Genomic DNA, 14,120 nt, shown 5'->3' with positions numbered 1-14,120 from the left:
CAGGACCGAAACGACCGAAGGGCTAGGCGCTGAAGCTGGACAATGAAATGCGGAAGCGCCTTGAAGCGGAAAAAAAGCTTGGAGATTAAATATGGAGGTGGCCAAGTAATGTTAACAGCAGAAGATAAAATCTCACAAATCGTTGACGGAAAAAGAGTCATTGTGAAAAAGCCTGAGCTGCTTGCACCGGCCGGTAATTTGGAAAAGTTAAAAATTGCTGTCCATTACGGTGCAGACGCCGTCTTTATTGGCGGCCAGGAATACGGCCTGCGTTCCAATGCCGGTAACTTTACTTTTCAAGAAATGAAGGAAGGCGTCGAGTTTGCTAGAAAGTATGGGGCAAAAATTTATGTAACGACCAATATCTTTGCCCATAATGAGAACATCGATGGGCTTGAGGAATACTTGCTTGGTTTGAAAGATACAGGGATCGCGGGAATTATCGTCGCCGATCCGCTTATTATTGAAACATGCCGCCGGGTTGCCCCGGAAATTGAAGTCCACTTAAGCACGCAGCAGTCCCTTTCCAACTGGAAAGCCGTCCAGTATTGGAAAGAGGAAGGACTTGAACGCGTCGTTCTTGCCCGCGAAACAAGCGCAGAAGAAATTCGCGAAATGAAGGAAAAGGTCGATATTGAAATCGAAGCGTTCATTCATGGAGCGATGTGTATCGCATACTCGGGCCGCTGTACATTAAGCAATCATATGACAGCCCGCGATTCAAACCGGGGCGGTTGTTGCCAATCATGCCGCTGGGATTATGACCTGTACAAATTGGAAGGTGACAATGAAGTTGCCCTTTTTAACGAAGGGGATTCCGCTTTTGCGATGAGTCCGAAGGATCTGAAGCTAATTGAATCAATTCCGAAAATGATTGAGCTCGGCATCGACAGCTTGAAGATTGAAGGAAGAATGAAATCAATTCACTATGTTGCGACCGTCGTAAGCGTTTATCGTAAAGTGATTGATGCCTACTGCGCAGACCCCGACAATTTTGCGATTCGGAACGAATGGCTCGAGGAATTGGATAAATGTGCAAACCGCGAGACCGCTTCAGCTTTCTTTGAAGGCGTTCCGGGGTATAAAGAGCAAATGTTTGGAAATCATAGCAAAAAGACGAAATTTGATTTTGTCGGCCTTGTTCTTGATTATGATCCGGACATACAAATCGTTACGCTGCAACAGCGCAATCATTTTAAACCCGGGCAGGAAGTAGAATTCTTTGGTCCGGAAATTGAAAATTTCACGCACGTCATTGATCAACTTTGGGATGAAGACGGCAATGAACTTGATGCAGCGCGGCATCCCCTGCAGATTGTCAAATTCAAATTAAATAGGCCGGTCTACCGAAACAACATGATGCGAAAGGAGCTTTAAACCGATGAAACGCAAACCAGTTGTTATTGGTGTAGCTGGCGGTTCCGGCTCGGGAAAGACAAGTGTATCAAAAGCGATATATCACAGCTTTAAAGGCCATTCAATTTTAATGATTGAACAGGATTACTATTATAAAGATCAGACGCATTTGCCGTTTGAAGAAAGGCTTAAAACGAATTATGACCACCCGCTTGCATTTGACAATGATTTATTGATTTCCCACCTGAAAAGATTGCTTGCTAATGAGCCGATCGAAAAGCCAGTATACGATTATGCAATTCACACAAGGTCTGACGAGGTAATCGCTGTCGAACCAAAAGACGTCATCATCCTCGAAGGCATACTCGTATTGGAAGATGAGCGGCTCCGCAACTTAATGGATATAAAATTATTTGTTGATACTGACGCCGATTTGCGGATTATTCGCCGCCTCCGCCGCGACATTAGAGACCGCGGGCGGAAAATGGATGCGGTTATTGAACAATATGTAAATGTTGTTCGCCCCATGCATAACCAATTTATCGAACCGACAAAAAGATACGCAGATGTGATCATCCCTGAAGGCGGTCACAACCATGTTGCAATCGACTTAATGGTCACTAAAATTCAAACAATTCTTGAACAAAAATCATTTTTATGAAACAATAACGTATATATCATTAAAATGTCCTTGTGACTGAAAGTGATGCGCGCCCTTTATAAGAGGACGCGCTCCTATGTATTTGTAAGTACATTACATACTTTAATACACAATCTATATGGGGGATTGTGAAACCAGAAGGAGTGAAGGGTTTTGGCTGCAGAGAAAATATTCCCGATGACACAGGCTGGAAAAGAAAAGCTTGAACAAGAATTAGAACATTTGAAAACGGTAAAACGCAAAGAAGTGGTTGAACGGATTAAAATCGCAAGAAGCTTTGGCGATTTATCCGAGAATTCGGAATATGATTCAGCGAAAGAAGAGCAGGCTTTCGTTGAAGGCCGGATCACGACTCTTGAAAATATGATTCGCAACGCAAAAATAATTGAAGAAGACGAAATGAGCAGTGATTCTGTTTCCTTAGGCCGCTCCGTTACATTTGTCGAGCTTCCCAAAGGCGAAGAAGAAACATACACAATTGTCGGAAGTGCAGAAGCAGATCCGTTTGAAGGTAAAATTTCCAATGATTCACCGATCGCAAGAAGCCTGATGGGCAAAAAAGTCGGCGACGAAGTATCCGTTCAAACTCCTGGTGGAGAAATGAGCGTCCGAATCGTTTCAATCCACTAACATAAAACGTCCGCTGCTGCGGGCGTTTTTTAATATCTGTTTTTTATCAGCTCCTATATATAACCGTTTGAAAATTGAAAACCTCGTCAACACTTTTGATGAGGTGTTTTTTATGTGGAGAAAACGGGTGCTCGTTTGGCTTTTTATATGTTTTTCAGGATTTATGCTGCTGTTGGGCAGGCTCGTCCAAGTTCAATTATTTGCTGCGGAAAACTTTTCAAAACATCATATTAACTTGCTCGAAGCAAGCGTCCAGCAGCGCTCCCAGGAGATGGTGCTTGACCATGGCAGGGGCAATTTTCATGACCGCAATGGCCGGCCGATCGCTTATGAAAAGAAAGCAGTGTTAATCTTGTTTCCTTTTCTTGAAAAAATGGAATGGGATGCAGAAAGGGTGGCGAAAATCGTCGATGCCCCCAGGACAGAGCTTATCGCAGCAGTCGCGAAAAGTAAGCAGCCGTTTGCGTTTCGGTCACCCGAACCATTGATATTAACGAATCATCAAATGGACCGCATCAATTCATTAAAAATACCAGGTGTGTTTGCAGTAGAACAAAAATATCCGCTGGAGAAAGTCCCCGCTGGACAGTTGATTGGAATTACCGGGGAAAACACAGCGGAGCTTCGGCAAAGATATCCAGGAAAGGATCTTTCCCCGCAAACGTTGATTGGCGTTTCGGGGCTTGAAGCAAGCTTTGATGAGTTTTTGCTCCCGGAAGGAAAGTCGAAGCTTGTCTTTCATGTGGACGGCGATGGCGGGCCTTTGTTTGGCATTAATGTGAAATATGTGGACCCGGCAAATCCGTTTTATCCGGTCAATATTAAAACAACATTGGATATTGAGTTGCAGAAACGGGCTGAGGAACTGGCGGATCAGCATGGCATTATAAAAGGCGGCCTCGTTTTGCTCGATATTGAGACAAACAGTGTGCTTGCGATGGTTTCCCGCCCCAATATCAGTCAACAGGATCCATATAATCAAAATGGAATCACTAACATGATGCTAAAGGAGCAAATTATGGGGTCGGTCTTTAAAACCGTTATTGCCGCAGCCGCGATTGATTACGAGCTTGACAACCCGTCCCGGACGTTTGACTGCAGCAAGAAAATTAACGGGGAACCGGATAAGACCTATGAGCATGGCACCTTAAATTTTATTGATAGCTTTGCGAGAAGCTGCAATTATACGTTTGGAGAATTGGCAAAGGAACTGAGCGACATTGACCCGAATCTGATTGAGGAATATGCAGAAAAATTATCGCTAACCGGCCCGGTTGGCTGGCAGGGCAGTGTCTACCATTTTGACGATTTTAAACAAATGGCCGATGAAGATATTGGCCGGGTGTTCAGGAAGGATCAGGAAAGAACGGACAAGAACTTTGTGGCCCTCTCCGGAATAGGACAGCATGAGGTAAGGGCAACGCCTTTAGCGGTGGCCAGCATGATGGCTGTGATTGCCAGAGGCGGGCAAAAAGAAATGGTTAGAGCGGTTTCCGAAATTGAATACAAAAATGGTACGGTGATGGCTGAATTTGCCCAGGCACCGTTAAAAGGGGAAGAAATCGCTCCTTATACCGCGATGAAGCTCCAGCAGTTGCTTCGCGAAGTGGTTATAAATGAAAACGGAACAGGCCGATGGTTTAACGACCTGCCTTATGAAGTAGCCGGAAAGTCGGGAACGGCGGAAACCGGTATTTTTGATCATGAACAGCAATTGCATAATAAATGGTTTGCAGGTTATTTTCCTTATCATGATCCTAAATATGCTCTCGTTACAGTCAACCTTGATGTACGCTCGGATCAAGGAGGAATAAATCCTTTTTTTGCTGACATGGTCAAGGCAGTTCATGACTATAATCTCAAACAATAAAACGTTACTTTGCCCGGCATCCACCCAATCATGAAGTTGTGCCCTTGTACAATATCCAAAATTGTGAAGGATAATCCGGTTCATGTTATCATAAATTCATGATAGAATATTGGCAGGCTGAAAAAAAGGAGGCTAAACAACTTTGAACAGTGGATTGGATGGTCGCGATACGATTTCCCGTTCTGGAAAGCGGGCTAAGAAACGCAAAACAAATATCATTTTAAATAGCTTAATCGCAATAGTCCTCGTCTTGATCATTGTTGTAGCTACGTCTATTTTTGCGGGTGGCAATGACGAAGCGGCAAGCAACGATCAACCTGTCGAAGAGAAAAGTGAAACAACGGACAAAGTGAAAAACAGCAATTCCGAAAAAGAGAAATCACAATCTGGAAAAGAAAGCAAAAACTCTGCTGAGCGTAAGGAAAAAGCAGCTAATCAGTCGGAAAGCAAAAAGTCCGATGACAATGTCGATGACGAGTCTTCCAAAGAGCAGGAAGAAGAAGCCGATGATGAAAACGAAGATCAGGCAGTCGTCACAGAAGGCGGAAGCGATCCAAATGTGAAAAATACAATCGTCAATCCGGGCTGGAAGCCGGTCGGAACCTCGCAAACCGGAGAGCATCCTGCAGGCGTTTATGAACAAGGTTCAACAGATTGGCAGGAAATGATCCAGGCGGTTACGTACGCTACTGGGCTTGACGAAAATAATATGACAGTTTGGCGTCTGGAAAACAACGGAACGAACCGGTCAGTTGCGACGATTACTGCAAAAGACACGAAACAGCCATACAGGGTGTATATCGAGTGGGTTGACCAGCAAGGCTGGAAACCGGTAAGAGTGGAAGAATTAATAGAAAACGATAAAGGCTAGTAAGCTTAGAAAGCCGATCACTTCCAAGTGATCGGCCTTTTCGATTTATCCGATTATCGTTTAGCTTTAAAATGAACAACCGCCGAGTATAACGTGTGGCCATTCTCATCGACGTGCATCTGGTGCGAAACAGAATGGACAGCAAGCATGATCGCTTTGTTGATATCGATTTGTTCATTGATTCTTTTTTCTAAAGCTTTTAAATCTGTAGCCTGAAAAAATTCAACTTTATCTTCTAATAAATCAAATTGGAAGCTCATAAATACTCCTTCTGTTAGAGTAAATTTCATAAAGCATTTCTTTAATTGAAAAACGAACAATTATATTAAAGTTAACAGCATTATTCTTTCATACTGAATCCTCCTCGTTCATTTAGACAATTTAATTCGTTTTTCGGTTTAGCTTATTACATTGTGAAATTTACTCTGTTAAACAAGATTTTTTTTATTTATTTTAAAGTGTCCAATCTTTTCTAGCAAGCTAATGTTTGCCAAGCCGGGAAGAAGTATGGTAAATTGAGAACAAGATTATTTAATTCATACTATACTGATGGGAATTATCATATATGGAGAGTGAGTAATATGGGGAAAGAATTTCTAGAGCTTTTTGAACAATGGGCTGATTCTTATGATTCCAGTGTGAGCGGTCATGACATTGAATATAAAGAGGTATTTAAAAATTATGAAAAAATTCTCGGCGAAGTGGCAGCGCGTTCAAACGGGCATGTTTTGGAATTTGGAGTGGGAACAGGCAACCTTACTGAATCATTACTGGCCAAAGGGCTTAAGGTGACCGGAATTGAACCATCTCCAGCGATGAGAAAAATAGCCGAAGAAAAACTTGCAGGCAGAGTGGCTGTATTGGGAGGGGATTTCCTCAGCTTCCCTGAAGTTGAGCCATTTCAAACGGTCGTCAGCACCTATGCTTTTCACCATTTAACAGACGAAGAAAAGGCTGAGGCGATCGCCCGCTATGGTAATCTTCTCGCTCCGGGTGGTAAAATAGTTTTTGCGGATACAATGTACGAGTCTGCAGAGGTTTATAAAGAGGCAATTACCGATGCCGTATCAAAAAGTTTTCACAATCTGGCAGAAGATTTGCAGCGTGAATACTACACGACAATTCCTATTTTAACGGAAATTCTTGAAACCAATGGCTTTACAGCTGCATTTGAGAAATGCAATGATTTTGTCTGGATTATGGAAGGTGAAAAACGTTAAGAAAGAGGTATATCCATGAAAATAGCCATTATCGGAGCAATGGAAGAAGAAGTAACGATCCTGCGCGACAAAATCTCAGGCCAACACCAAGAGACAATCGCTGGCTGTGAATTTACAAGCGGATTGATGAATGGGGCTGACGTCATCCTGCTTCGTTCCGGGATCGGAAAAGTCAATGCAGCCATGTCTACATCGATTCTTTTAGAAAAGTTCAATCCTGATTTCGTCATCAATACAGGATCGGCAGGCGGCCTTAATCCCGACTTGAATGTCGGTGACGTTGTGATTTCAACAGATGTTCGCCACCATGATGTAGATGTTACGGCGTTTGGCTATGAATATGGCCAGGTTCCCCAGCTGCCGGCTTCCTTTGAAGCTGACAGTGAATTGATCGAGATTGCTGAGAATTGTGCAAAAGAAATTGAAGGAGCCCAGGTTGTGACAGGATTAATCGCAACAGGCGATTCCTTTATGAGCGATCCGGAACGGGTCCAGGCAATCAGCCAAAAATTTACCGATCTGCAGGCGGTTGAGATGGAAGCAGCGGCGATTGCCCAGGTTGCTTATCAATTTAATAAACCATTCGTGGTCATTCGTTCTTTGTCGGACATTGCCGGAAAAGAGTCGAACGTATCTTTTGATCAATATTTACAAAAAGCGGCCTTAAACTCAGCCAATCTTGTCATGAAAATCGTCTCCTCATTACAAAATCACCATTAGGACGGAGAAGAACGGTAATGAAAGTTTACAAAAATGTACACGAACTGATCGGCCACACACCAATCGTCGAATTAAGCCGATTCCAGATACCGAAGGGTGTTGGTCTGTTTGCAAAGCTGGAGTTCATGAACCCGGGAGGCAGCGTCAAAGATCGTCTCGGCCAGGAGCTGTTAAAGGCTGCCATGGACAGCGGCAAGCTTCCTCCCGGAGGGACGGTTATTGAACCGACCGCAGGGAATACGGGAATCGGCCTTGCTCTTGCGGCGATTAATAAAGGAATCAAAGTGATTTTTTGTGTCCCTGAAAAATTCAGCATCGAAAAACAGGAGTTAATGAAAGCGCTTGGGGCAGACATCGTCCATACACCAACGGAAGATGGAATGAAGGGCGCCATCCAGAAAGCACAGCAGCTGCTTGCGGAAATTCCTGATTCATATTGTCCGCAGCAATTCAGCAATCCAGCTAATCCTGCAACGTACTACAAAACGCTGGGTCCGGAGATCTTTGAGCAAATGGATGGCAATATAGATGTTTTTGTAGCAGGAGCAGGAACAGGCGGAACGTTTATGGGAACGGCCCGTTATTTGAAGGAACAGAGACCATCTGTTAAAACGGTTATTGTTGAACCGCAAGGATCAATTTTAAACGGCGGCGAACCAGGTCCGCATAAAACCGAAGGCATTGGCATGGAGTTTTTGCCTGATTATATGGACCCGAGCTTTTTTGATGCGATCCATACGGTGTCGGATCCAGATGCGTTTTTTTTAGTAAAAGAATTAGCGGCTCGAGAAGGCCTTCTCGTCGGCAGTTCTTCAGGTTCGGCCATGCATGCAGCGCTTGAAGAAGCAAAAACTGCAAAGCCCGGCACCAATATTGTCGTGATTTTCCCTGACGGGAGCGAACGATACTTAAGCAAAAAGATATATCAAGGAGGAATTTAATTGAGACGGAAAACGCAATTAATCCATGGCGGAATCGCAGGCGATCCGAATACCGGAGCAGTTTCAGTGCCGATTTATCAAGTAAGCACATACAAGCAGGATGGTGTCGGCGGCCACAAGGGGTTTGAATACTCCAGGACCGGCAACCCGACGCGGCACGCATTGGAGGAACTGATTAAGGACCTTGAAGGCGGCCACGCAGGTTTTGCATTCGGATCAGGTATGGCGGCCATTACAGCGGTCATGATGCTGTTTAACAGCGGCGACCATGTCCTTCTGACTGATGATGTATACGGCGGGACATACCGCGTGATGTCAAAGGTGTTAAACCGGTTCGGCATTGACAGCACCTTTGTTGATACAAGCAATTTAGACAATATTGAAAAAGAAATAAAGCCAAACACAAAGGCCATTTACCTTGAAACACCGACAAATCCATTGCTAAAGGTGACCGACATTGCCGGTGCCGCCCAAATTGCTAAAAAACATGGGCTATTAACGATTGTAGATAATACATTCTCTACTCCGTACTGGCAGAATCCACTTGAGCTCGGAAGTGATATTGTTCTCCACAGCGCCACTAAATATCTCGGCGGCCACAGCGATGTTGTTGCAGGGCTTGTTGTCGTTAACAGTGAAAAACTGGCGGAAGACCTTCATTTTGTTCAAAATTCAACTGGCGGCGTGCTTGGACCTCAGGATTCATGGCTCTTAATGAGAGGGATTAAGACACTGGGGATACGTATGGAAGAGCATGAAGCGAGTACGGTAAAAATTGTCCAATTTCTTGGTGATCATCCTGCGGTCTCAAAGGTTTATTATCCTGGTTTAGAAAGCCATCCAAACCATGAAATCGCCAAGAAACAGGGCCGGGGCTATGGAGGTATGGTCTCCTTTGACGTCGGCAGTGAAGCAAACGCAGATAAATTGCTTGGAAACGTCAAATATTTTACTCTCGCCGAAAGTCTTGGCGCTGTTGAAAGCTTAATCTCGGTGCCGGCGCGGATGACGCACGCGTCCATTCCAGCGGAGCGTCGTGCAGAATTAGGGATCACGGACGGTCTTGTAAGGATCTCCATAGGCTTGGAGGATGCAGAAGATTTAATTGAAGATCTGCAGCAGGCGTTGCAAAAATAAAGCACTATGAAAAAGGAGCCGACCCGCTTTAGGGTCGACTCCTTTTTGGATATAAGTGAATAAAGATGCTTACATTTTATCGTATCGCTTAAATAAAGACGATTTTCGCTTAATTCCCGAAGTTTCCGCTTAAATCAAAGGTATTTTCGCTTAAATCCTCTCATTTTCCGCTTAATTATTCCGACTGTATAATGATAAAAGTAATTTAATGTAAATTAATAGAAATTAATGTAAAAGTTTTGAGCTCAAACTCCATAGTTCGCGACTGTAATAATATTTTCGCTCGATTAGATCAAAAAAACTAGTTTTTTTTACTAAATAACACCTCTTTTCTTAATGAAAGTCTAGTCCACGACCATGCTATATGAATTCCCAATGATTACATCCTCTATGTATCTTGCAAATATGTTAAAGTAGTCTAGCAAGCTTAAAAATAAGAAGCGCAGGTGAATGAAAAGTGAAACACAGTGCAAAACATGTTTACGAAAAAATGGTTGATTTTAAAAGGTTCGGAACGATTCTGCTGGCTGTTGGCGCTTTTTTCTATTTAGGTGCAATTATCCCGTCAGCAGCGAATACGATGACGGATTTATATATGATGATGGCTGCCTCAACAGGTTTCCTGGCCGGATCGATTTTTTTCTTTACCGTTTCAAAGCAGTACCGAACCAAGCTGACTGAAATGGATGAAGGCGAAGAATATTTAATGAAAAAGTAAAACGTCCTTGCCGGGCGTTTTTTTATGCCTTATTTTAATCGATGTACGGATCCGGACTTTTTAACTATTTATAATAAAAGGGTTTACAAGAGGAGTGAAGGTGGATATAATTACCACTGTAAGTGTAAGCAAAAATTCGAAAAAAAGGAGGTCGAGTAAAGTGATTAGAACAGGCAAAGGTATCAACCAAAACTTTATACAGATATTTACACATTCGACCACCGGGGATTGGACTGCTTAATTTTTTGAACAATGTCTATCCATGCCGCAGGGAGAATTGTGCCCTGCGGCATTTTTATGCCTTCTAACAGTAAAAAAGCCGCAGAGTCTGTACCTCTCTGCGGCTTTTTTGCGCGATTGGATAGAATAAAGGAGGTGAAAATCACTATGACTCTGAACATTTTATTTTTAACTATAACCATCAAGAGACGCAAATTATCACCCGAACAAATGGTTCAAGAAGAAATGGTTAAAGACCTAATGGAAAAAAACAAAGATCGCCAATACTCCATGTATCGAACGTTTTAATCCCACAAACAAAAATTTGAAAAGAAAGGTGGTTTTTTAAATGATATTTTTCATGCAAAATCGGCAAGCTTGCTTATGGGTGGAGAAGGATACCACCTAACACAACATTTTCAGGAGGTATGTTTATGTATCTCAACATTTTATTGCTCACGCTTATATTTCGGAAAAAGAAAAAAAGTAAATGAAACGGCTAGCCAATATTGGTAACAAAATGTTCACAACCCCGAACAGTACGCGCAATGGAAATATGGTACATTCTAAATAAATCATAAGCATACTAAAGGGGCGGAGAACATGTTCATGATCGTGATGGCGTTTTGTATTACCGGGGCAATTGGCTGTATTATTGCAGCTGAGGTAAGTGTGGAAGCTTAATTTCAAATCTAAAACACAAAGGCATCAGCCGATCTTTTTGGCTGGTGTCTTTATTGTTATCTGCGTGCATTGCACTTACCGCGGATATCGATCCTTGATATTTATAATGATTAGCAGATCATTTGGTGTAGGAAACATTTTCAAGTGAAAATATATGCTCTGGGACAGACACAAACATCCCGTTCCTTTCATAGGAATTAACTATAGGCTAAAGACTATAAGCGGGGGTGGAAAAAATGTCCGGAATTTTGACAGCGCTTGGTTATTTAATTAAGGAAATTATCTTTCTAGTTTCCTATGTTAAAAACAACGCATTTCCCCAACCGTTATCTTCCGCTGAAGAGAGAAAATACTTAAGATTAATGGCCGAAGGGGATGCACATGCCCGCAATATGCTGATTGAGCATAATTTACGTTTAGTTGCCCATATCGTCAAAAAATTTGAAAATACCGGTGAAGATGCAGAGGATCTTATTTCTATCGGGACAATTGGTTTAATTAAAGCAATCGAGAGCTATTCAGACGGAAAAGGGACGAAGCTGGCAACGTATGCGGCTCGTTGTATTGAGAATGAAATACTTATGCATTTACGAGCTTTGAAGAAGACGAAAAAAGATGTGTCGCTTCATGATCCGATTGGCCAGGATAAAGAAGGCAATGAGATATCCTTGATTGACGTTCTGAAATCTGAGTCAGAGGACGTAATTGATACGATTCAACTAAATATGGAGCTTGAAAAGGTAAAGGAATATATTGATGTCCTTGATGATCGTGAAAAAGAAGTAATTATTGGTCGTTTTGGCCTTGATCTGCAAAAAGAAAAAACGCAGCGGGAGATCGCCAAGGAACTCGGTATTTCCCGGAGCTATGTATCCCGAATTGAAAAGCGGGCGTTAATGAAAATGTTCCACGAATTTTATCGGGCTGAGAAAGAAAAGCGTAAAAACAGCAGCTGACAGAAAATACAAAAGTGTGGCCTATCTAAAACAATATGCAACTCACAATAAGAAAGCTTTCCATACGAAAATGGAAAGCTTTTTTCTTATGGTTCAGTTCATAGAATTTTTAAAAAAATAAGCCTATAATGGAAAGTGAATAAATTTCACACAGCAATTATTTAATTGAAAAACGAACAGTTATATAAAATTATGATAGTAGTATTCGTTTCTATAGAATACTTCTGTTTACTTGGATAACTTCATTCGTTTTTCGGTCCAGCTTATTACATTGTGAAATTTACTCAGGTACATATTGAAGGGGGTAACCGGATGACGACAACAACGTATTCAGAAGTATGGGATTTAGATGTGTTTTTTAAAGGCGGGAGTGACTCGGCTGAATTTGCAGCCCACCTCGAGAACACTGCTGCACATATTAGCCGCTTTCATAATCGTGTCAAGGTGTGGAGCCCGTTAACGAGCTCAGCAGATACAAAGGAACTGACAGAATTAATCGCTGAATTTGAGCATGTTGCCAAAAGGGTGCGCCAGGAAGGGGCTTTTGTCAGCTGTCTCCAGGCTCAAAATACGGATGATCAAAAAGTAAACTCACTGCGGGCCAAGGTTACAGAATTGAGTGCCTCGTTCCAGACCGCTTTAACCGTATTCGACCAAAAATTGACGTCCTTTGACCAGATTACATGGGCAGAAATGGTGCGCAGTAAAGAATTAAAGGAACTTGCGTTTGTGCTCTCAGAGCGCCGGGAAAGGGCAGCAGAGAAGCTGTCAAAGGAAGAGGAAACAATCATTAATCTGCTCGGCATCGATGGATATCACGGCTGGAGCCAGATGTATGACTTAATCGTCAGCAATACAAAAATTTCATATACGGAGAAAGGTGAAGAAAAGCTCCTTTCAGTCGGACAGGCCGCCAATAAATTTTCAAATCCAGACCGTTCGACGAGAAAGGAAGTGTTTCGAAACTGGGAGAAAGCCTGGAATGGCAATTCCGATTATCTGGCCAAAACTCTTAATCATCTTGCCGGTTTCCGTTTAAATGTGTACAAAGCGCGCGGATGGGAAGATGTCCTGAAAGAACCGCTTGATTTAAACAGGATGAAAAAAGAAACACTTGAAACGATGTGGGCGGTTATTGCCGACAATAAAGAGCCACTCGTTAAATTTCTAAACCGTAAGGCAAAGCTGCTCGGGCTTGAAAGACTAAGCTGGTATGACTTGGATGCCCCGCTTGGCAAAACCGAATCAAAAATGTCTTATCAGCAGGGTGCCGAGTTTATTACAGATCAATTTGGCCTGTTTGGCGCGGAAATGTCAGATTATGCAAAAATGGCTTTCGAACAGCGCTGGATTGAGGCTGAAGACCGGGCCGGCAAAGCACCGGGAGGTTTTCATACCTTTTTCCCCGAAAGCAGCCAGTCACGGATTTTTATGACATACTCTGGAACGCCTTCGAACGTTTCGACGTTGGCCCATGAGCTTGGCCATGGATTCCATACATATGCAATGCGGGATCAGCATTTATTAAACCGCAATTACGCAATGAATGTCGCTGAAACCGCTTCAACCTTTGCTGAAATGATCGTCTCGGACGCATCTGTAAAAAATGCAAAAACAGCAGAAGAAAAACTGGCATTGCTTGAAGATAAAGTTCAGCGTTCTGTCGCCCTGTTAATGAATATTCACGCGCGATTCCTGTTTGAGACAAGATTTTACGAGGAAAGAAAGAACGGAATGGTCAGTGCCGCAAGGTTGAATGAATTAATGGAGCAGGCCCAAAAAGAAGCTTACGGAGATGCGCTTGAAGAATATCATCCATCTTTCTGGGGCTCAAAGCTGCATTTTTATATAACCGGGATTCCTTTTTATAATTTCCCGTATACGTTTGGCTATTTATTCTCACTGGGAATATATGCGAGGGCTTTGGAAGAAGGAAAGGGCTATGAACAGAAATATGTTGATTTGCTTAAAGATACGGCTTCAATGACGGTAGAAGAACTAGCACAAAAGCATTTAAACGTTGATTTAACAAAGAGAGATTTCTGGGAACAAGCGGTCAAGCTGTGCATTGATGACGTTGAGGAATTCCTCGCACTTACAGAAAAATAACGGAACAGATAAAGCGCCGTGATGATGT

Annotated in this window: 14 protein-coding genes; 13 read left to right on the top strand and 1 reads right to left on the bottom strand. The window is 42.7% G+C overall.

The window, feature by feature from the left end; all coding sequences use genetic code 11:
- The first annotated feature begins 108 nt into the window (after positions 1-108).
- The 5 genes from CVD23_RS02110 (at position 109) to CVD23_RS02090 (ending at position 5,388) form a co-directional block, all read left to right on the top strand.
- Positions 109-1,377, top strand: a complete 1,269-nt coding sequence (locus CVD23_RS02110; protein WP_101665025.1) for a peptidase U32 family protein — start codon at positions 109-111, stop codon at positions 1,375-1,377.
- 4 nt (positions 1,378-1,381) lie between these two features.
- Positions 1,382-2,017 (top strand): uridine kinase, encoded by a 636-nt coding sequence (gene udk, locus CVD23_RS02105; protein ID WP_101665023.1) that lies wholly within the window; start codon positions 1,382-1,384, stop codon positions 2,015-2,017.
- A 153-nt stretch (positions 2,018-2,170) separates the two neighbouring features.
- On the top strand, positions 2,171-2,647 hold the full coding sequence (gene greA, locus CVD23_RS02100) for a transcription elongation factor GreA (protein ID WP_101575518.1): 477 nt from the start codon (positions 2,171-2,173) through the stop codon (positions 2,645-2,647).
- A gap of 112 nt (positions 2,648-2,759) precedes the next feature.
- A complete protein-coding gene (locus CVD23_RS02095; RefSeq protein ID WP_101665021.1) occupies positions 2,760-4,517 on the top strand; it encodes a peptidoglycan D,D-transpeptidase FtsI family protein in 1,758 nt (585 codons plus the stop codon).
- Between the two features lie 142 nt (positions 4,518-4,659).
- Positions 4,660-5,388 (top strand): YrrS family protein, encoded by a 729-nt coding sequence (locus CVD23_RS02090; protein ID WP_257987863.1) that lies wholly within the window; start codon positions 4,660-4,662, stop codon positions 5,386-5,388.
- A gap of 53 nt (positions 5,389-5,441) precedes the next feature.
- Here CVD23_RS02090 and CVD23_RS02085 read toward each other — a convergent pair whose 3' ends face one another.
- Positions 5,442-5,648: a YrzA family protein gene (locus tag CVD23_RS02085; RefSeq protein WP_101665018.1), complete on the bottom strand. Its 207-nt coding sequence runs from the start codon at positions 5,646-5,648 to the stop codon at positions 5,442-5,444.
- A 321-nt stretch (positions 5,649-5,969) separates the two neighbouring features.
- Between CVD23_RS02085 and CVD23_RS02080 the strand changes: the two genes are divergently transcribed.
- The 8 genes from CVD23_RS02080 to CVD23_RS02045 all read left to right on the top strand — a co-directional run bounded on the left by CVD23_RS02080 (position 5,970) and on the right by CVD23_RS02045 (position 14,092).
- On the top strand, positions 5,970-6,608 hold the full coding sequence (locus tag CVD23_RS02080) for a class I SAM-dependent methyltransferase (protein ID WP_101665016.1): 639 nt from the start codon (positions 5,970-5,972) through the stop codon (positions 6,606-6,608).
- Positions 6,609-6,623: 15 nt separating this feature from the next.
- Positions 6,624-7,328 carry a 5'-methylthioadenosine/S-adenosylhomocysteine nucleosidase gene (gene mtnN, locus CVD23_RS02075; RefSeq protein ID WP_101665014.1) on the top strand — a complete coding sequence of 235 codons (705 nt, stop codon included), beginning with the start codon at positions 6,624-6,626 and terminating at the stop codon, positions 7,326-7,328.
- A gap of 17 nt (positions 7,329-7,345) precedes the next feature.
- Complete coding sequence (locus CVD23_RS02070) at positions 7,346-8,269, top strand: PLP-dependent cysteine synthase family protein (RefSeq protein WP_101665012.1); 924 nt, start codon at positions 7,346-7,348, stop codon at positions 8,267-8,269.
- Positions 8,270-9,406 carry a bifunctional cystathionine gamma-lyase/homocysteine desulfhydrase gene (locus CVD23_RS02065; protein WP_101665010.1) on the top strand — a complete coding sequence of 379 codons (1,137 nt, stop codon included), beginning with the start codon at positions 8,270-8,272 and terminating at the stop codon, positions 9,404-9,406.
- A gap of 457 nt (positions 9,407-9,863) precedes the next feature.
- A complete protein-coding gene (locus CVD23_RS02060) occupies positions 9,864-10,124 on the top strand; it encodes a YrhC family protein (protein ID WP_101665008.1) in 261 nt (86 codons plus the stop codon).
- A 252-nt stretch (positions 10,125-10,376) separates the two neighbouring features.
- Positions 10,377-10,652, top strand: a complete 276-nt coding sequence (locus CVD23_RS22665) for a YrzI family small protein (RefSeq protein WP_308314911.1) — start codon at positions 10,377-10,379, stop codon at positions 10,650-10,652.
- Positions 10,653-11,263: 611 nt separating this feature from the next.
- Positions 11,264-11,983 (top strand): RNA polymerase sporulation sigma factor SigK, encoded by a 720-nt coding sequence (gene sigK, locus CVD23_RS02050; RefSeq protein ID WP_101575527.1) that lies wholly within the window; start codon positions 11,264-11,266, stop codon positions 11,981-11,983.
- Between the two features lie 312 nt (positions 11,984-12,295).
- Positions 12,296-14,092, top strand: a complete 1,797-nt coding sequence (locus CVD23_RS02045; RefSeq protein WP_101665006.1) for a M3 family oligoendopeptidase — start codon at positions 12,296-12,298, stop codon at positions 14,090-14,092.
- Positions 14,093-14,120 lie beyond the last annotated feature (28 nt).

This window comes from Bacillus sp. V33-4 (assembly GCF_002860225.1).
Classification (GTDB): Bacteria; Bacillota; Bacilli; order Bacillales; family Cytobacillaceae; genus Bacillus_BJ; species Bacillus_BJ canaveralius.
The sequence above is the reverse complement of the archived record's forward strand: the minus strand, read 5'-3'. Positions and strand labels throughout refer to the sequence as shown.

Coding starts and splice junctions, on each gene's coding strand:
- CVD23_RS02110 (WP_101665025.1), top strand. CDS start 109: ATGTTAACAGCAGAAGATAAAATCTCACAAATCGTTGACGGAAAAAGA.
- udk (WP_101665023.1), top strand. CDS start 1,382: ATGAAACGCAAACCAGTTGTTATTGGTGTAGCTGGCGGTTCCGGCTCG.
- CVD23_RS02095 (WP_101665021.1), top strand. CDS start 2,760: ATGTGGAGAAAACGGGTGCTCGTTTGGCTTTTTATATGTTTTTCAGGA.
- CVD23_RS02085 (WP_101665018.1), bottom strand. CDS start 5,648: ATGAGCTTCCAATTTGATTTATTAGAAGATAAAGTTGAATTTTTTCAG.
- CVD23_RS02080 (WP_101665016.1), top strand. CDS start 5,970: ATGGGGAAAGAATTTCTAGAGCTTTTTGAACAATGGGCTGATTCTTAT.
- mtnN (WP_101665014.1), top strand. CDS start 6,624: ATGAAAATAGCCATTATCGGAGCAATGGAAGAAGAAGTAACGATCCTG.
- CVD23_RS02070 (WP_101665012.1), top strand. CDS start 7,346: ATGAAAGTTTACAAAAATGTACACGAACTGATCGGCCACACACCAATC.
- CVD23_RS22665 (WP_308314911.1), top strand. CDS start 10,377: ATGTCTATCCATGCCGCAGGGAGAATTGTGCCCTGCGGCATTTTTATG.
- sigK (WP_101575527.1), top strand. CDS start 11,264: ATGTCCGGAATTTTGACAGCGCTTGGTTATTTAATTAAGGAAATTATC.
- CVD23_RS02045 (WP_101665006.1), top strand. CDS start 12,296: ATGACGACAACAACGTATTCAGAAGTATGGGATTTAGATGTGTTTTTT.